At 66.1% G+C, this 17658-nt stretch carries 19 protein-coding genes and 1 pseudogene; 9 read left to right on the top strand and 11 right to left on the bottom strand.

Annotation, left to right across the window (positions count from 1 at the left end):
- Positions 1 to 244 precede the first annotated feature (244 nt).
- From EV560_RS33025 to EV560_RS36585, 7 genes are all read right to left on the bottom strand, one after another.
- On the bottom strand, positions 245 to 1024 hold the full coding sequence (locus tag EV560_RS33025) for an SDR family NAD(P)-dependent oxidoreductase (protein WP_131860119.1): 780 nt from the start codon (positions 1022 to 1024) through the stop codon (positions 245 to 247).
- Positions 1025 to 1027: 3 nt separating this feature from the next.
- Positions 1028 to 1816, bottom strand: coding sequence for an alpha/beta fold hydrolase (locus EV560_RS33030; RefSeq protein WP_131860120.1), 789 nt, complete (start codon positions 1814 to 1816; stop codon positions 1028 to 1030).
- A gap of 2 nt (positions 1817 to 1818) precedes the next feature.
- Positions 1819 to 3411 (bottom strand): ABC transporter substrate-binding protein, encoded by a 1593-nt coding sequence (locus EV560_RS33035; protein ID WP_131860121.1) that lies wholly within the window; start codon positions 3409 to 3411, stop codon positions 1819 to 1821.
- 122 nt (positions 3412 to 3533) lie between these two features.
- Complete coding sequence (locus EV560_RS33040; protein WP_131860122.1) at positions 3534 to 4418, bottom strand: MurR/RpiR family transcriptional regulator; 885 nt, start codon at positions 4416 to 4418, stop codon at positions 3534 to 3536.
- Between the two features lie 280 nt (positions 4419 to 4698).
- Positions 4699 to 5727 (bottom strand): dicarboxylate transporter/tellurite-resistance protein TehA, encoded by a 1029-nt coding sequence (gene tehA / locus EV560_RS33045; RefSeq protein ID WP_131860123.1) that lies wholly within the window; start codon positions 5725 to 5727, stop codon positions 4699 to 4701.
- A 79-nt stretch (positions 5728 to 5806) separates the two neighbouring features.
- On the bottom strand, positions 5807 to 6232 hold the full coding sequence (locus EV560_RS33050; protein WP_248312331.1) for an isochorismatase family protein: 426 nt from the start codon (positions 6230 to 6232) through the stop codon (positions 5807 to 5809).
- Positions 6160 to 6423 (bottom strand): hypothetical protein, encoded by a 264-nt coding sequence (locus tag EV560_RS36585; protein ID WP_248312332.1) that lies wholly within the window; start codon positions 6421 to 6423, stop codon positions 6160 to 6162. Before EV560_RS36585 ends, EV560_RS33050 begins: the two co-directional genes overlap by 73 nt.
- A 282-nt stretch (positions 6424 to 6705) precedes the next feature.
- Between EV560_RS36585 and EV560_RS33055 the strand changes: the two genes are divergently transcribed.
- The 3 genes from EV560_RS33055 to EV560_RS33065 all read left to right on the top strand — a co-directional run bounded on the left by EV560_RS33055 (position 6706) and on the right by EV560_RS33065 (position 10189).
- Positions 6706 to 7584 (top strand): pirin family protein, encoded by an 879-nt coding sequence (locus EV560_RS33055; RefSeq protein WP_248312333.1) that lies wholly within the window; start codon positions 6706 to 6708, stop codon positions 7582 to 7584.
- A gap of 105 nt (positions 7585 to 7689) precedes the next feature.
- Positions 7690 to 8631 (top strand): alpha/beta hydrolase fold domain-containing protein, encoded by a 942-nt coding sequence (locus EV560_RS33060; protein WP_131860124.1) that lies wholly within the window; start codon positions 7690 to 7692, stop codon positions 8629 to 8631.
- Between the two features lie 28 nt (positions 8632 to 8659).
- Positions 8660 to 10189, top strand: coding sequence for a GMC family oxidoreductase (locus EV560_RS33065; protein WP_131860125.1), 1530 nt, complete (start codon positions 8660 to 8662; stop codon positions 10187 to 10189).
- 52 nt (positions 10190 to 10241) lie between these two features.
- Here the strand turns inward: EV560_RS33065 and EV560_RS33070 are convergent, their stop codons facing one another.
- From EV560_RS33070 to EV560_RS33080, 3 genes and pseudogenes are all read right to left on the bottom strand, one after another.
- The gene (locus EV560_RS33070) at positions 10242 to 11150 is read right to left on the bottom strand and encodes an NAD-dependent epimerase/dehydratase family protein (protein ID WP_131860126.1); all 909 of its coding nucleotides are present in this window, start codon (positions 11148 to 11150) and stop codon (positions 10242 to 10244) included.
- A gap of 112 nt (positions 11151 to 11262) precedes the next feature.
- On the bottom strand, positions 11263 to 11727 hold the full coding sequence (locus EV560_RS33075) for a carboxymuconolactone decarboxylase family protein (protein WP_131860127.1): 465 nt from the start codon (positions 11725 to 11727) through the stop codon (positions 11263 to 11265).
- A 26-nt stretch (positions 11728 to 11753) separates the two neighbouring features.
- Positions 11754 to 12169: pseudogene (locus EV560_RS33080) on the bottom strand (cupin domain-containing protein).
- Between the two features lie 89 nt (positions 12170 to 12258).
- Between EV560_RS33080 and pdxR the strand changes: the two are divergent.
- Entirely contained in the window at positions 12259 to 13665 is a 1407-nt protein-coding gene (gene pdxR / locus EV560_RS33085; RefSeq protein ID WP_131860300.1) for a MocR-like pyridoxine biosynthesis transcription factor PdxR, read from the top strand.
- A gap of 15 nt (positions 13666 to 13680) precedes the next feature.
- On the opposite strand, the gene EV560_RS33090 is transcribed toward pdxR, so the two are convergent.
- Positions 13681 to 14301, bottom strand: coding sequence for a cupin domain-containing protein (locus EV560_RS33090; protein WP_131860129.1), 621 nt, complete (start codon positions 14299 to 14301; stop codon positions 13681 to 13683).
- Positions 14302 to 14449: 148 nt separating this feature from the next.
- On the opposite strand from EV560_RS33090, the gene EV560_RS33095 reads away from it, so the two are divergent.
- Genes EV560_RS33095 through EV560_RS33115 form a run of 5 tightly spaced genes read left to right on the top strand, consistent with a single transcriptional unit; the run spans position 14450 to position 17613 of the window.
- The gene (locus tag EV560_RS33095) at positions 14450 to 14821 is read left to right on the top strand and encodes a cupin domain-containing protein (protein WP_131860130.1); all 372 of its coding nucleotides are present in this window, start codon (positions 14450 to 14452) and stop codon (positions 14819 to 14821) included.
- Entirely contained in the window at positions 14821 to 15219 is a 399-nt protein-coding gene (locus EV560_RS33100) for a cupin domain-containing protein (protein ID WP_131860131.1), read from the top strand. The genes EV560_RS33095 and EV560_RS33100 overlap by 1 nt, the downstream gene beginning before the upstream one ends.
- A complete protein-coding gene (locus tag EV560_RS33105; RefSeq protein ID WP_131860132.1) occupies positions 15216 to 16064 on the top strand; it encodes a nitrilase-related carbon-nitrogen hydrolase in 849 nt (282 codons plus the stop codon). The genes EV560_RS33100 and EV560_RS33105 overlap by 4 nt, the downstream gene beginning before the upstream one ends.
- A gap of 20 nt (positions 16065 to 16084) precedes the next feature.
- Positions 16085 to 16693: an SRPBCC family protein gene (locus EV560_RS33110; RefSeq protein ID WP_131860133.1), complete on the top strand. Its 609-nt coding sequence runs from the start codon at positions 16085 to 16087 to the stop codon at positions 16691 to 16693.
- Positions 16694 to 16722: 29 nt separating this feature from the next.
- Entirely contained in the window at positions 16723 to 17613 is an 891-nt protein-coding gene (locus tag EV560_RS33115) for a cyclase family protein (protein WP_131860134.1), read from the top strand.
- Positions 17614 to 17658 lie beyond the last annotated feature (45 nt).

Here is a 17658-nt window from a genome sequence, read left to right on the forward strand (position 1 = left end):
ATGCGATGCTGGCCTCCGCCCAGCCAGCATCTTGAATCACAATCCAAAACCCAGGGGAATCCCTCTCGATTCAATCAAACCGGGAAACGCTCTAGCGCATCGGCCCGAAAAGTGCGTCGCGGTTTTCGGAAAAGCCGATGCGGAAAAAGAAGCTAGCGCATCGGCCCGAAAAGTGCGTCGCGGTTTTCGGAAAAGCCGATGCGGAAACGAGGAACGAGGGCGGACACGATACTGTCCGCTCTCGCTACGGCATCAGCAGCCCGCCATTGACCTCGATCACCTGCCCGGTGACGTAGCCGCTCATCGCGTCCGAGCACAGCCACTGGAAGGCGCCGACGCATTCATCGGCGGCGCCGATACGGCCGAGCGGGATCTGCTTCTCCAATGCGGCGAGCATTTCGGGCGGGCTGGTCCGGTCCTGCATCGGCGTCGAGAGCACGCCGGGGGAGACGCAATTGACGCGGATACGGTCGGCCGCGACCTCCTTGGCGAGCGCCCGCGAGAAGGTCGCGATGAAGGCCTTGCTGCCGGCATAGAGCGAGGAACCGCCGCCGCCGCCGGTGCGCGCCGCGATCGAGCTCAGATTGATGATGCAGCCTCCGCCGCCCTGCTTGCGGAATTGCGTGACCGCGGCCCGGCAGGCGGCGAAGGTCGAGCGGAAGTTCAGCGCGATATGCTGCTCGAACAGCTCGTCGCTGGTGTCGGCGACGGGCCGGCGCTCGATCAGGTCGCCGGCATTGTTGATCAGCGCGTCGATGCGGCCGAAATGCTGGACGGTCTCGGCGATCAGCCGTTCGACCACGCCTTTCCGGGAGACATCGCCCTGCAGCAGGACCGCCTCGCCGCCGCCTGCAGTGATGGCATCCCGCACCGCCTCGCCCTCGGCCTTGCCGGAGCGATAATGCACCGCGACCTTCATGCCGGCGGCCGCCAGCCCCTTTGCCGCCTCGGCGCCGATGCCGCGACTGGAACCGGTGACGAGTACGACCTTGCCGGGCAAGTCCTGCCCCAACCCTTTCGCCATCGCTCAGGCCTCCTGCGACATGCTGGCGAGGCCGGTCAGGATCACCTCCGCCACCTCGTCCGGCGCCTCCACGGGAAGCGCATGACTGACATTCTCGATCTCGACGAGCCTGGCCCGCCCGCCGATCTCGGCTTTGAGCGAGCGGCCATTCTCGGGCGGCGCGCTGACATCGGCGAGGCCCTGGACGATCAGCACCTCGGCGGAGCCGGCGGTCCACCAATCCGAGATATCGGTCGCCGCCGCGGCGGCGAGATAGGATTTCATCACCGGCTGCGACCAGCCGCTCATCCAGACCGAGATGTCGCGGCCCTTGCCGTACCAGGCCGCCTGCACGGCCTTGGCGCGGATATCCTGGGGCGTATCGACGGCCTGGGCAAGGCGGATCGCTTCGGCGATCTCCGGCGAGGGCTGGACCTTGCCGGAGCAGCCAAGCAGCACGACGAGCCGCACCAGCTCGGGGTGGTCGGCCGCGACGGTGCGGGCGATGCGGTTGCCGAAGCCATGGCCGATGAGGACGATCTCCTCGGCCTTGAGACCCTCGATCACGGTCGCGACGTCCTGGGCGAGATCATGCAACGTCAGCCCGTCGAGCGGGCCGGAGCTGCCGCCGCTGCCGCGCGGATCGGGCAGGGCGACCTGGTAGCCGGCCTCCACCAGCCGCGCTGCCAGCGGATCGAGATCCTCCGCGGGTCGGCCAAGGCCGGGCAGCAGGCAGAGCAGGGGACCGCTGCCGGCCAAGCGGACGCGCAGCGCGACATCGCCGCGCGCGAAGTTGCAGACGCTGTAATGCATGGTCAGGTCTTCTCGATGTTCCAGTAGACGAGCGTATTGGCCTTCACCACGCCGGTGACGTTCTTGCGCCAGAGGAAGGGCTGCTTGAACTGGCCGAGCGGGATGTAGGGCAGGAACTCCCAGAGCCGGGCATGCATCTTCTCGACCAGGGCCTTCTGCTTCGCCGGGTCGGATTCGCGGATGTATTCGAGCCGCATGTCCTCCTCGACCTGGTCGCAGGGCCAGCCGACGAAGTTCTTGCCGTCGCAGGTGGTGATGGTCGAGGGACTGGTCAGCGGGCTCGCGAGCTGGGCGCCGTTGGCGCTGGTGTGGAAGATGTTCCAGCCGCCCTGGGCCGGCGGATCCTTCTTGGCGCGTCGTGCTGCGGCGGTGCCCCAGTCGGTGAGCTGGAGGTCGACGTTGAAGCCGACCTTCTTGAGGATATCGACCGTGACCATGCTCATCGCCTGGTAGGCCGGAATATCCGAGCCGCCGATCAGGATGACGGGCCGTCCGTCATAGCTGGATTCCTTGAGAAGCTGGCGGGCCTTGTCGAGATCGGGCTTGCGGAAGGCGTCGGAGCCGATCTCGGTGCCGTTCGGGCTGCCGCAGACCCAGTAGCCGTAGCATTCGCGCCAGTATTTCTTGTCGCCATAGGCGGCCGCCATGTAGTCGGCCTGGTTGACCGCATGCGCCACCGCCTGGCGCGCCTTCAGATCGTTGAAGGGCGGGTGGAGATGGTTGAAGCGCAGCACCGCATAGGTCTCGATCGGCCAGACCTCGCCGACGACGATGTTGCTGTTGCTGGCGACCGTCGGGATCAGGTCGAGCGAGGGGCCGTCGAGGAAATCGACCTCGCCATTCTGCAGCGCGCCGAAGGCGATCGCGGCGTCCGGCATGACGTTGAGCTCGACACGGTCGACCTTCACCACCTTGCCGCCGGCGAAGCCGGAGGCCGGCTCCTTGCGCGGGATGTAGCCCGCGAACTTGTCGTAGACGATCTTCGAGCCGGCCCGGTACTCGGCCGTGTTGAACTTGAACGGGCCGGAGCCGACGATCTCCTTGATCGGCGTGAACGGGTCGGTCAGCGCCTCCTTCTCGCGCATGATGCTGCCGGCGATGCCGTTCGAGCCGCCGAGAAGGAACTCGACATAATTGAACGGCGTCTTGAGCTTGAGCGTGAAGGTGCGATCGTCGACCGCCTCCATGCCGGCAAGGGCAGCGGCGAAAATCTGGTTCTGCGTGTCGCGGATGAACATCCGCTTCAGCGAGGCGATGACGTCGCGTGTCGTTACCGGCGAGCCGTCATGGAAGGTCAGGCCTGGCCTGAGCGTGAAAGTGTAGGTCAGCTTGTCATCGGACTTGCTGTAGGTCTCGACCATTTGCGGCCGGGGCACCATGTCGGCGTCCCAGCTGAACAAGGTGTCGTAGACCATGGCCGCGTGCACCGAGGTGACATTGGCCTGCGACTGGTGCGGGTCGAAGACCAGCGGCTCGGCCTGCGGCACCACGCGCAGCACCCTGGCCGCGGGCTGAGCCTGGGCGAACGGTGCCGGCAGCCCGCAGGCAGCAGCGAAAGACAGGGCAGTTTGGGTGAATTGCCGGCGAGATATCATCACGTCCTCCCACGATCGCGATATCGAGCAATGAGGAGGATACGCCGCCGATGTAATTTAACAACGTTATTTTGCGAGCATATCGCCTGATACATGCTCAAAAAAGAAACTAAGCTACATTTTCAATCGCCGATCGGCTGTGAGCCGTCATTGCCGTGGAGCCCGCGCAACGTGTCGCGGGCCTTGCGCAATTTGGCACCCACACGCTCGGCGCGGCGGGCCGCCACCAGGGTGGCAATGCAGTCGAGCATGTAGAGCTGGCCATAGCGACTGCGATTGGGAATCTCGAAGCGCTGGTCGTCATCGGGGATGTCGAGACCGATCAGGACCGAGCTCGCCTCGGCGAGCGGGCTTATGGCCCGGGTGACGGCGATGACGCTGGCGCCGTTGCCGCGGGCGAGCCGCGCGGCCTCGAGCAGCGAGGCGGGTCGGCCGGTGACGGAGAAGATCAGCAGCGCATCCTTCGGCCCGCACAGGCTCGCGGCGACCGGTTGGCGATAGGGATCGACGATCGTCGCGGCGGCGATGTCGAAGCGGTAGAGCCGGTTCTCGGCTTCGGCCGCGACATTGGCCGAGCTGCCGCCGACACCCATGCAGAACAGCCGTTGCGCCCTATGGATCGCCTCCGCCGCCTGGTCGAGCGCGGCCGGGTTGCGCTGGGCGAAGCTATAGGCGAGGGCCTGGGCCGTGGCTTCATAGACCTGTGTGGCGATGGCGGCGGAATCCGCCGCAAGCCCGGCCGGTTCCGACATCACGAACATCCGGCCGGTCGCGAAATCGCGGGTCAGCCGCAGCTTGAAATCCTTGAAGCCGGAGGCGCCCATGCGGCGCGCGAAGCGCACGATGGTCGGCTCGCTGACCTGCGCCCTCTCGGAGAGGTCGCGGGTGGTCATGGCCGCGGCCGCGTCGATATCGACGAGAATGGCCTCGGCCACGCGCCGCTCGGCCTTGTTCAGCTCCGGCAGGATCTGGCGCATATGGTCGATGAGGCTGGCATTCGGCGGCATGGCGGTGAGCTGTTCCCGAGCGCGATCTGGGTGAAAGCGGGACAAGACCATTTTCGAGCGAAGTGGATACCGGTTCGCATGAAGAAAATGCGTCAAAACAGATAGATAGAGCATTTTCGCGATTCGGAGAAACGCGGAAATACTCTCCACTGGCACCTATGCACGAGAGCGGCGGGCGAATGGAAGAACCGGGAGGTTACGTTGAGACGGGCGGGGAGCGCTGGTTGGGCGCTGCCACCGTGAGCCTCGCAACGCCGCCCGTGGTTTCGATCAGGCCCGTTTAGCGAGCGACGGCCGGCGAAGGGCTTTGCTGCACCGGCGCCAAGGCCGGGACGAACATCCGCCCCTTCACGAGCAGCCACAGGGTCATCGCGGCGAGACCGGCGACAAAGAGCGTCGCGAGAACGAGGAAGATCGGGGCGAGTGTCGCCATCGCGCCGCCATCGCCACGGGCGACAAGGCGGATCGGGGCGGTGGCGATCGCCGTGGCGCCGAAGCTGAAGGCCCAGAGACCGGGAACCGCACCCGCCTGAGCGATCCAGGGCGCCAGCCTGGCGAGAATGAGCAACTGGAGAATGCCGTAGCCGATCAGGCCATGGACGAAGACATCCGGCGCGCCGCCGGCGACGGAAAGATAGGCGACCGCGCCGACCGGGGCGGGCGCGAGCTGGATCCCGAGCGTCGGGCGCAGTGCGGCCGGCTTGGTCGGTCCGGTGAGAAGGCGATGGAGGATCACCGACTCCATGGCGAGCCAGGAGAGCACGCCGGCGCCGAAGGCGAGCTGGCCCCAATCGGGATAGCCGAGGGCGGAGACGACCGTCGCCGAGACGAAGCTGCCGGCGACGGTCGGCAGGTAGAGCACAGCCGTTGTGGTCCCGTGATCGCGCTCGCCGTGCCAGAGCTGGCCGGTTCGCCAGACGCCGAAGCCGAGGGTGAAGGCAAAGCCGAGCACGAAGATCACGAGGGCGCCTGATCGCAAGTACGGCACCAGGCCGCCGGCGATCAGCATGGTCGAGACGCCGGCGAGCCCGATGAAACAGCATTGCACGGGGTGGCTGGCCTCGGCGGCCAGCTTCGATGCGGAAAGCAGCGCCTTGATCGCATAGAGGATGATCAGCGCCAGCCAGACGATGCCGGCGACGAGGTAGATCGCTTCGCCGATCGCGGCGGGGAAGCCCCATGCCTGCGCAGCGGCCCGCCATGTTCCGCCGAGGCCTGCGAGCCCGAGGACGATGCCGAAATAGGAGGCCGGCGTGTTCTCGGCGATCTCGGCGAGCCAGAACCGCTGCGCTTGAACGGTCGTATCCATGGTTGACCTCGCAAAATGGCGAATGGGAGCCGGAAGGAGCATAGGCTCGACCAGGCTGGCCGAGCCTATGTGTTTAACGCTACTTCTTGAGTGCCGCAGAGATCTGGCCGACCAGTGTGGCCCAGGGCATGTCCAGCGCGCCATACACCGCGCCAGCCTCGGGCCGGCCATTGTCCTTGAGAATCTCCACCATCAGGGTCGCGTAATCCGAGATGATGACGCCGGCTTGAAGCATGCGCAGCAGGCCCGCCTGGTGCTTGGTCTCGCTGAACGTGCCGGAAGCGTCGACCGCGACATAGGCGTCGAGACCCCGGGATACGGCTGTCATGGCCGGGAATGCGGCGCAGACCTCCAGCGAGATGCCGGCGAAGATCAGCTTCTTGCGGCCGGTGGCCTCGATGGCCTTGGCGACACGGGGGTCGTCATAGGCGTTCACCGTGGAGCGGTCGATGATCTCGATGCCGGGAAGCGCCTCGACGAGTTCCGGGAAGGTCGGCCCCCACATGCTGTCGCGTGCCGTCGTGGTGACGACGATCGCAGGTTGAGCGCCTTGGCGGCCTTCGCCAGGGCGACGACGTTGTGCTTCAGCTCGCCGGTCGAATAGTCCCGCACGCCGGTCATCAGGCCGATCTGGTGGTCGACGAGAACGAGGGCGGCATTGTCGGCGGTCAGCGGTTCGTAGGTGCGGAAGGTCATCGCTTTCTCCTGCAAGTGATCGCGTCTTTGCGATGGGCAAGGAGTTAGCCGCCGGACCTTCGGCCGAGAAGTCGCCAGATTGTGAACCGAGCGTCCAAATGACTGGACGATGACCGAGTCGGGCTGAAACCGAATGATGTCCCCGCGGCGGGACGTCCAAAGCAATCCTTTTTGGGATCGTCCAATTCATCGGACGCTAGGTTTCTGACTTGCCGGCTTCTCGGACGGTGGGCCGAGCCATAGCGTGATCTTCAACAGCAATGACTGACCGGAGATCGAGCAATGCCCATGACAGCGAGGATCGAGACGCAGGAAGGCGGCGTCGGCAGGCTTGGCGATGCCGTTTCGGGCAGGAGCCACACCATCGGCAGCGGCTTCACAGCCCACCATTTCTCGGAAGAGGCATTTGGCGGAACGATGGATCCGCTGATCATGGTGGACCACTTCGTGATGACTGCGCCGACATTCGATCCCCATCTCCATGCGGGGATTTCGGCGGTCACGGCGATGTTCGAGGATTCGACCGGCGATTTCCTCAACCGCGATACGCTTGGCCACGACGTCGCCCTGAAGCCAGGCGACCTGTACTGGCTCGCGGCCGCATCGGGCGCGGCCCATGAGGAGCGCCCGGCGGAAGGCGCGCGGGTCCATGCGCTGCAGATCTTCGTCAATCTTCCAGGCCGCCTGAAGACGGAGCCGGCGCGCTCGTTGCACGTCCGCCGCGACGAAGTTCCGATCCTCGAGGGACAGGGGCACCGGGTGCGTGTCCTGCTTGGCCGCAGCGGGGGCACGGTCGGCACTGAGGGCACGCCGGAAGAGATGACGATGCTCGACGGTTTCCTGGAGCGTGGCGGTGGTTTTGCCCATGAGTTGCCCGAGGGGCGTCAGGCCTGGCTCTACGCCGTCTCGGGCCGGCTGGTGATCCGCTGCGACGGCGAGGAACGCCGTCTGGAGGCAGGCTTCGCAACGACGGTCCGCGCGGGTTCGCCGACCTGGGTCGTTCTGAAGGCCGACGAACCGACCCATTTCGTGCTGATGGCCGCGAAGCCGATCCGCGAGTCCTTCGTCAGGCGCGGGCCGCTGGTGATGTCGACGGTGGCCGATGTCGAACGCACCTTAGCCGGCTACGCCAAGGGCGAGTACGGCCGCATCCCGGCCTGAGGTCCTTCCACTTGAATTCGAAATGCCGCGCGGCGGGGTCGCCGCGCGCTGGGGAGAGCTTTGCCGGTCGTCAGCGCGCGCCCGGCTCAACAGCGGAGAATGACGATGACCCATGTCGCGATTGATCACGCCGACCTGAGCGGCACGACCACCTTCGAGATCTCGCCGGCCGAGCGCGAGCGCGAGAGCGCCTTACGGGAACGCTTCGCCCGCTTCTGGGAGAATGCGAGCGGCGAGCCGCGGGCGGTCTATGACAGGTTCATATCCGGCAGTCCTCTGACGGATGATGTCACCCTCGATGCCGTCGTCAAGGACGGCGTGCGCGGCTGGTGGGTGCGGCCGGCACGCACCGAGTCGCGGCGGGCGATCCTCTTCCTCCACGGCGGTGGCTATGTCCTCGGCTCGGCTGAGGCCTATCGCGGCTTCGTCAGCCAGATCGTGAGCCGCGTGCGGATTCCGGCGCTGGTCATCGATTATCCGCTGGCGCCGGAGGCCACGCTGCCCGCCGCTCCGAATGCGGCCCTGGCGGCATGGCATTGGCTGGCCACCCAGGGTTTCGACAGCATCGCCATCGTTGGGGATTCCGCCGGCGGCGGGCTGACGCTCGTCACGCTCGCGAACCTTGTCGGGCGAGCCGAAGGACCGTCGCCGGTCGCGGGCGTGGTCTTCTCGCCCTGGGCCGATCTCACGCTGTCCGGCGCGTCGATGACGGACCCGGCGCTCCAGGATCCGCTGATCGGCCGCGACTACCTGCAGGATTGCGCCGGGAAATATACCGGCTCCCTCAGCCCCTCCGATCCGTTGGCCTCGCCCCTTCTCGGCGATCTGCGCGGGCTGCCGCCGCTGCTCATCCAGGTCGGCACCGATGAACGCCTCCTCGACGATTCGACGCGCTACGCCGCAACGGCAGCGGAAGCGGGCGTCCCGGTCCAGCTCGAGATCTGGGAGGGCATGCATCACGTCTTCCAGCTCGACGTCGCGCATCTCGAAAGCAGCCGCAGCGCGCTCGACCGCGCCGCCCTCTTCCTCCGCCACGCCTTCGCCTGATCACACCGTACCAGCGGGAGAAACAACCATGTCGTTCGAGACCATTCGCGAGAAATCCTTCGACGTCGTGATTGCCGGCGGCGGCTCAGCAGGCGCCGTGCTCGCGAACCGCCTGAGCGAGGATCGCAGCAGGAGCGTGCTCCTGCTCGAAGCCGGCCCGGCCTATGCCCCGGCCGATTATCCCGACATCATCGCCAATGCGAACCGGGTCGGCGGCGACGCGGCGCATGACTGGGGCTATCACACGCAGGATCGTCTCGGGCTCGGCCACGATGTGAGGGCGATCCGCGGCAAGGTCCTTGGCGGCAGTTCCGGCGTGAACGCGGCGGTCGCCATGCGGGCGAGACCTTCCGATTTCGCGCGCTGGACGGCGCGCGGGCTCGACGGCTGGTCGTTCGAGGATGTGCTGCCGATCTTCAAGGCTCTCGAGAACACGCCGACCGGCGACGATGCCTGGCGCGGGCGCTCCGGCCCGTTCCCGATCCGCCAGCGCACGATGGAGGAGATCACCCCGGCGATGCGGGCCTTTGTCCTCGCCTCGGAGGTGGCCGGCCTGGCTCGGGTGAGTGATTTCAACGGGGCCGAACAGAACGGCGTCTCGCCCTATCCGCTGAACGTTGTCGACGGCCGCCGCATCAACACCGGTATGGCCTATCTGACCGACGCGATTCGCGGCCGGCCTAACCTGACGATCCTGGGCGGAGCCGAGGTCGACAGCGTGATTTTCGACGGCCGGCGCGCGCGCGGGCTTCGCCTGGCGAGCGGCGAGACGATCATGGCCGGTCAGGTGATCCTGTCGGCCGGGGCCTTCGGCAGCCCGGCGATCCTGATGCGCTCCGGAATCGGGCCGGCCTCGCATTTGCGCGAGCTCGACATCCCCGTCCTCCAGGACGCTCCGGTCGGCGAGCGGCTGAAGGAGCATCCGTTCTACTACAATGTCTATGCCCTGCAGCGGGAGGCGGGTTCGATGAACCCCGTCGCCGGCGCGATCATCTGGACACGCTCGAGCGAGGCGGGCCCGGATGAACTCGACCTGCACATCTCCGGAACCCATATTTTCGACCCGGCGCAAAGCCCGACGGGCGGCGCCATCGTCCTCGCCTGCTCGGTGACGTTGCCGAACTCGGTCGGCTCGGTTCGGCTGGCCAGCCGCGATCCGCGCGCGATGCCGCTCATCCGCTATAATTTCTTTCAGGACCCGAGCGACCTTCGCCGGATGATGGAAGCGGTTCGGCTCTCCCGCCGGATCGGGCGGACGGCGCCGTTCAGCGACACGATCGCGTTGGAGATGGCGCCAGGGCCGGACGTCGAGGATGACGAAACGCTCAGGAAGGCGGTGATCGCGTCGGTCGACGGCTACGCGCATCCGACATCGAGCGTTCCCATGGGCGGTCCCAACGATCCCGCAGCCGTGGTCGACAGCAACGGCGCGGTGCGCGGAGTGGACGGGCTGCATGTCATCGACGCCTCGATCATGCCCGACATCGTCTCGGCCCCGACCAACGTGACCACGATCATGATCGCGGAGGCGATCAGTCGAAGGCTCCTCCGAGCGTGATGGCAAGATGTTTTCGGCGTCGCAGGCCGGCTGGCCTGACCCGGCCGGACGATCAGGGCTTCCACAAAAGTGGGCGCGGGGCGAAGCCGAGCTTTGCCTTTGCCCGGCTGTTTGAAGCGCCGGTCAGCAAGCAGTGATAATAGACGGCCTCCTCGCCTGCGGACTTGAGCGCATCGTCGACGCTGATACGCGGCACCTCCCGCGCACCGACCCAGCGAGCGAAGGCCGGAAGCCATTCGGCGACGGGAAGCGGGTCGTCGTCGACGACGTTATAGGCGCCGGGCTCCGCCGTCAGGGCGGAGATCGTTGCAGCAACGGCGTCGTCGATATGGACGAAGGACCAGACGGCGCGTCCGTCGCCGATGATCACCGCCTCGCCCTTCCGCACCTGATCCGCGATGGCACCGTCCGGGCGATACCAGGTGCCCGGACCGTAAAAGAAGCCGTAGCGCAGGACGGTGCCGGCCAGGCTGGGCGACGCAATCAGGCGCGCTTCGTAGTCGTCGAAGGCGCGGGCACTGTGGCCGATCTCGCCGGGGGCGTCGCGCCTCAACCTGGCGTTCTCGTCGGCCAGCGTCCCCGCGGGAGCATCGAGGTAGAAGCCACGAGATTGCATGATGAAGCGACTGACGCCCAACGCCTCGGCGGCGGCGAGCAGATTGCTGCCGCCTTCCCGGTGCAGTCGCGTATCATTGGGCATGGCCTTGATGATGTCGGCCGGGTTGGCGGGAAGCCAGGTCAGCTGATCGATGACGACATCCGGCTCCGCCGCCTCGATCGCCCTGTGAACCTCCGCTGCCTCGAAGGCATCGGCGATGGACACTCCCGCTCCGAGCTCCCGGAGGCGGTCGACGCCCGGCCCCGACCTTGTCATGCCGGTGACCCGGTGGCCCTGCGTCTGCAGCGCCCGCACGAGCGGCAAGCCAACGGCGCCAGAGGCGCCGGCGATGAAGATGTTCATGTCGATAGTCCCGATGATGAGCGCTCGGGAGAGCGCCTTGGTTTCTCGATCCGGCGGCTCGTTGGGAGGCGGATTCACCGAACAGGTTGATTCAACCTGATCGGATCCGGCTCTAGCCCTGCTTGTTGTCGAGCACGGCCTGCGGCGTGTTCCGGAAGCTGATCGCCATGCGGTTATACGTATTCATCAGGCCGATCGCGATGGTGAGATCGACGAGCTCGCGCTCGTCGAAGACCGCGCGCACGGCAGCATAGGCCGCATCGGGAACCCCGGTTTCGGCGACGCGCGTCACGCTTTCTGCCCATGCCAGGGCGGCGCGCTCGCGCTCGTCGAACAATCCTCCCGCTTCCGGCCAGGCCTGCACCAGCGCGATCTTCTCGATTGGCTGCCCACGCTTCAGCAGGTCGCGCGTGTGCATGTCCAGGCAATAGGCGCAGTTATTGATCTGCGAGATGCGCAAATAGACCAGGTCGACCAGGATCGGTGAGAGGCTGCTCTGGAGGATGTAGCCGTAGACCCCGCCGAGAGCCTTCAAGCCGGCCGGAGCGACCTGATTGTAGTCGAGGCGCTTGCTCATCGTCGTATCCTTACGATTCGAGGCGGTTACTTGAGCGGCGTGACGAGCTGCTTGTCGTCGCTGTCGACGACGAAGACAGCCAGGAGCTTGGCAGGCCTTGTCTTGCTCGCGTTCCGGCTGATGGCGTGCGTGGCGCCCGGCACCTCGTGCCAGCTCTCGCCGGCACGATAGACCCGGGCCGGGCCGTCATCGACCTTCGATTCGATCGCTCCTGAGAGGACATAGGCGAAGATGAAGGCCGATTTCGCGTGGGTATGCGCAGGCGAGGCGCCACCCGGTGCGTAATCGACGACAAGCGCGACCAGCGACTTGCCGGGGATATTGGGAATCGCGCGTTCGAAATGCGGGGTGACCTTTTCTTCGGGGCCATGCGCGGCGGCGGGCATCGCAGTGGCGATGGCGAGGCCGCGAAGGTGGCGCCGATCAGGGATCGAATGGTCATGATGGTTTCTCCTTTCCCGCAGAGAGATCGCTCCTTTCTGGTCTAATAAAAAGCACCAAGAACTTATAAAAATCATGTACTACGAAACTATGGACAAGCCGCTGCAGCTCAAGCTCGATCGCTCGGCCCGGACGCCGCTGGCCGAGCAGATCCGCATGGGGATCAGCACCGCGATCGAAACCGGCGTGCTCGCGCCCGGCGCGCGCCTGCCGTCCTGGCTGGACCTGGCGGCCCAGCTCGGGGTCGCGCGCGGCACGGTGCGCGCGGCCTATGACAAGCTTTCGGCGGCACAGTTCATCGTGGCCTCGCGTGCCGCCGGAACCCGCGTTGCGGATCGCCCGCCCGCCACCTCTCGCATCGAGCAAGCTCCTGCTCCCGGCTCCTTCATGGAGACTTATCTGGAGATGATTGCCGGCCCGGCGATCTTCCAGATGGGTGTGCCGGCACAGGAAACCTTCCCGGCGACGCTGCTCGCGCGGCTCCGTGCGCAGGCCGCGCGCGCGGAGGCGAGCGCGCCCGCGATTTACCCCGATCCGCGCGGCGAGCTGGAATTGCGGCGGGAGATTGCGGCTTATCTCGCGGTCGCGCGCGGCCTCGACTGTTCGCCCTCGCAGATCATCGTCACGGCCGGTTACACCGGCGGCCTCGGATTGGCGCTGCGCGGGCTCGGCCTGGAGGGGCGCAAGGTCTGGTTCGAAGATCCGGGCTTTCCCTTCACCAGGCGAGGGCTCGAACTCGCGCGACTATCGCCGGTGCCTATCCCGGTCGATGAGGAGGGCATCGATGTCGAGCACGGCCTGCGCCATGCATCCGATGCTGCGCTGGCGGTCGTGACGCCGGGTCAGCAGGCGCCGCTCGGCTTCGTCCTGTCGCTGGCGCGTCGGCTGCAACTGCTCGATTGGGCCGCCCGGGAGGGCGCCTGGGTGATCGAGGACGACTATCTCAGCGAATTGCAGCTCGATGGCCGCGCCGCGCCCGCTCTCGCCTCGCTCGATCGCGCCGGGCGCGTCATCCATATCGGAAGCTTCAGCAAGACGATCAGCCCCGCCCTGCGGCTGGGCTTCGTCGTCGCTCCGCCCGCATTGGCCGGCCGGCTTGCCGAGGCCGCAGCCTGCCTTGCGCCAGCTCCCGGGCCGGCGGTGCAGCTCGCGATCGCCGAGTTCATGCGGGAAGGCCACTACCTTCGGCACCTGCGCCGGACGAAACGGGTCTACGCGGCCCAGCGGGACGGCGTGCTGCAAAACCTCAAAGCCGCGTCCTGCACCGTCTCGATCGCCGGACTCGCCGTCTTGCTGCGGCTGCCGAAAGGCGTCCCGGACCTTGCCATCGTGCGGGAGGCATCCTTTTTCGGGGTGGCGCCGACCGCCTTGTCGGTCTGGTTCGCATCGCCCGCTTCGGCCCAGAGCGGATTGCTTCTCGGCCTCACTACAGCCCCGCAACGGCAGCTCGCGCGATCCTGCGAGCGCCTGAACGAGATCATCGGGCGCTTTCTCTAAGGCGCCTTCGATGCGCTAGTCGCGCTGAACGTTGATCCAGAGCGTGCGCACGTGGCCGTTGCCGTGGTTCCAGATCCGGTGCGGGCGGCGTGAGCTGTAGGAGATCAGGTCGCCGGTCTCCATGACATGCAGCGTCCCGTCGACCTCGACGGTGAGCTTGCCGTCGAGGACGAAGCCGTATTCGAAGCCGTCATGCTTGATCGGCTTCTCGGTGGCCCCGGTATGCGGGGCATACTCGTTGAGCGCGATCGAGATGCCGCGCGCCTTGTCTTCCCTGATCAGGCGCCTGATCACATGGGCGGCGGTCTCGATCGTGCGCTGCTCGGAGCTGCGCACCACCAGCTTCTCGTCGTCGACCACCTGATCGACGATGAAATCCGACATCTGCACGCCAAGCGCGTTGGCGATGACGATCAGCGAGCCGATCGACGGCGATGCCCTGCCGCGCTCGACCAGGCTGAGCATGGATGGGCTCAGCCCGCAGGCATCGGCCAACGCCTGAAGCGTCATGTCGCGCCCCAGCCTGACCTCGCGAATACGGACTCCGATTGCCGCAAGCGCGGTGGCGGTTGCTCCGGCGGCATCGTCCTGAATGTTCAGCAAAGGCTCGCTCACGATGGCGGTATCCTCGGTCATGTCGACTGCCCGACCACAAGCACGATGCGACCCCACGCATAGGCACTTGCGCCGTTTTCAATTTTGATGGTACTAAAATAAATTAATCAAACTCAAAAGGCAACGGCAGCTCGTGCATCGCTCAACCATCCATAGCACAGTTCGCGTCGTGGATAGCGCCGTCGACTGTCCCACCCTTCCTCTGGTCATCGGCGCCGGCACTGCCCGGGCCGTGATGTGGCCCGGGAATGGCGCTCTCTACCGCACATTCCAGGTGATGGAACTGCAGGCCGGCGACCGGACCATCGACCTACGGCACCCCTCCGACAGCGCCTACTACGTTGCGGCGGGCTCGGGCTCCATTGTCGATCTCGCCTCCGGGGACCGTTTTGATCTGGTTGAAGGTGCGATGTTGCATATCGATAAAGGCGATGGCTACCGGTTCGAAGCATCCGGTCAGGCTGGCGTGAAACTGATCGGCGGCCCATGCCCCGCCGATCCGCAGCTCTATGCCCATCTCGCGGTTGCGGAGGCAAGCTGATGGCCATTCGCATCTTCCACCGCGATACCCCGTCGATGCGCCTCCCGCTCATCTCCAGGGATGCGCGCTTCGTGATCTGGCCCGGCACCGGCGCCTGGTCCGCGAATATGAACTATGTCCGGCTCGAGCCGGGCGAGGCCAACAAGCCGCATATCCATACCCTGTCAGAGGATACGATCTTCATCCTCGAAGGCGAGGGAACTGTCCACGACTATACGAACGACATCAAGCTGCCATTCCGGGCCGGCTGCGTGGTGCATGTCCCGGTCGGGGTCAAGCATGCGGTCGCGGCCGATCGTGGGGTCGGCATCGTCAGTGTCGGCGGGCCGAGCCCGGCCGATGTGCCGCTGCTCAAGGCGGTCGGCGCGCTCGCGGCCGATGCGGAACAGCCGGCATGAAGTTTTCCGTCGCGGCCGTGCAGTTCACTGCCGCGCCGGGGCGGGCAGCTGAAAACCTGGGCCAGACGCTCGCCCTGATCGAGACGGCCGCCGCTAGCGGTGCAAGCGTCGTCATCCTGCCGGAACTGGCGATCTCCGGATACACGCTCGACAAGGACCTGCTCGAGGCGGCGGCCGAGCCGTTCGAGGGCCCGACATTCGCCGCCTGGACAAAGCTCGCGCGCCGGCTCGGCATCGTGATCGCCGGCGGTTTCTGCGAGCGCGATAGCGGGCATCTCTACAATGCGGCCATGCTCGTCGGGCCGGATGGGCTGCTGCTGCGCTATCGCAAGCTTCATCTGTTCGACCGCGAAAAGTTGGTCTTCGCGCCCGGCGATCGCGGGCTTGGCGTCGCCGCGACGCCGTTCGGCCGGATAGGCCTTTGCGTCTGCTACGATCTCAGATTCGTCGAGGTGATGCGGGGCCTTGCCTTGCAGGATGCCGATCTCGTCGCCGTGCCGACTGCCTGGGTGCGCGGCTTCGACAAGGTTGCGCGGGATGGCGACGGCCTGATCGGCCAGGCGCGCGGCGCGATCGTCCAGGCCAATCTCAATCAGGTCTATGTCGCCTGCGCCTCCCAGGGCGGGACGGCCGGCGACATTGCCTTCCTCGGCTCGTCGCTGGTGGCGGATCCCTATGGGCGCATCCTGTCCGGGCCGCTTCCTGAGGATGAGCAGGCGACCGTCATGGCCGAGATCGACCTTGCCGTCATTCGCGCCGCGCAGGAGCGCACCGAGCTCGTCAGGCCGCGCCAGGACCGGCGCACCGATCTCTACGGCGTGAGCCTCGCCGGCCGGATGCTCTAGATGACGAAAAGGGGCGATCGATGAAAATCGCGCAGGAATTCACCGTGGCTCGCCCGCTATCCGTGGTCTGGAGCTTCTTCCAGGACATTCCGACCGTGGCGAGCTGCCTGCCCGGCGCCGAATATCTCGGCCCGAGGGGCGAAGGCAAACATGCCGGCAAGGTCTCCTCGAAGATCGGGCCGTTCCAGGCGAGCTTCGAGGGCGAGGCCGAGGTCGTCTATGACGAAGCGGCCAAGTCCGTGCATGTCGATGGTAAGGGCGTCGACAAGAAGGGCGCCAGCCGCGGCAAGATGGTGATGGATTGCCGCCTCCTGCCCGAGGGCGAGGCGACCAAGGTGGTTGTCGAGGCGGATGTGCAGCTTTCGGGCACGATCGCCCAGTTCGGCCGCACCGGCATCATCGCCGAGATCGCCAATCTCCTCGTCGCCGATTTCGTCCGCAATGCGGAAGCCGAGCTTGCGGTCAGCGCTGTGCCCGCCGCCGGCGCAACGGCCGCCGCCGAGCCGGCGGCCCCCGCGCCTGCGCCTGCGCCTCAACGTGCCGCGGCCAAGCCGATCGGCGGCTTCGCCCTTCTGCTCGCCGCGCTCAAATCCTGGTTCGCCTCGCTGTTGCCGCGGCGCGCCAACTGACCGTTCCGATCCCAGCCTGGAGTTCCGTCATGAAGATCGTCGACCTCTCCCATCTGATGAATGTCCATACCCCGGGTTGGGTCGGCTATGCCGGCAACAAGATGTACTATGCCCAGAACCTCCAAACGAAGATGATCGTCGCCCAGCGCATCGACACCGCGCTGCATGTCGGCACGCATATCGACGGCGCCATGCACGGCACCGACGGCATGGGCGATATGGCCTCCTATCCGCTCGATTATCTCGTCGGGCCGGGCGCCGTGGTCGACGTCTCCGAGCATATGGATGACTGGGCCGTCATCACGCCGGAGATGATCGAGAAGGCGCCGGTCGAGGTAAAGGAAGGCGATATCCTGATCATCCATACCGGCTGGCACCGCTACTGGGAGGGGCAGCCGCAGCAGGACCTCGTGCGCTATTTCTGCATGCATCCGGGCGGCGGCATCGAGCTGCTCGACTGGATGATCCAGAAGAAGATCAAGTGGTTCGGCATCGATTGCGGCTCCGGCGACCACGCGATGAACACCTCGATCCGCCACATGCGCCCCGATCTCGCCGCGCGTTTCGAGAAAAAGGTCGGCAAAAGCTGCGACGAGTTCTTCGGCGAATACACCTACACGCACAAGAAATCGGGCCGTGAGGTGACGGAGAACATCTTCCCGTTCCATTCCTACGCCTTCCAGGAAGGCCTGATCCACGCCGAGAACGTTGGCGGCGACATCGAGAAGATGCTGAACCAGCGTGCCGTCATCGGCGCCTTCCCGTGGCGTTACGAGGGGCTCGAAGCCTGCCCGTGCCGCATCGTCTGCTTCCAGGGCATGGACGAGAGCGTCGAGGCGGTGGGCGATGTCGCCAAGGCGATCATGGGGCCACGGCGCATCGCTTCGGGCGTCTCGACCGGCGGGCCGGACGGGCGCTGATGAAGCGGGATTTGACCGGATTGAAATCGGACGCCTGCGGCATCG

This window comes from Allobosea sp. BK604, assembly GCF_004341515.1.
In the GTDB taxonomy this organism is placed as follows: domain Bacteria; phylum Pseudomonadota; class Alphaproteobacteria; order Rhizobiales; family Beijerinckiaceae; genus Allobosea.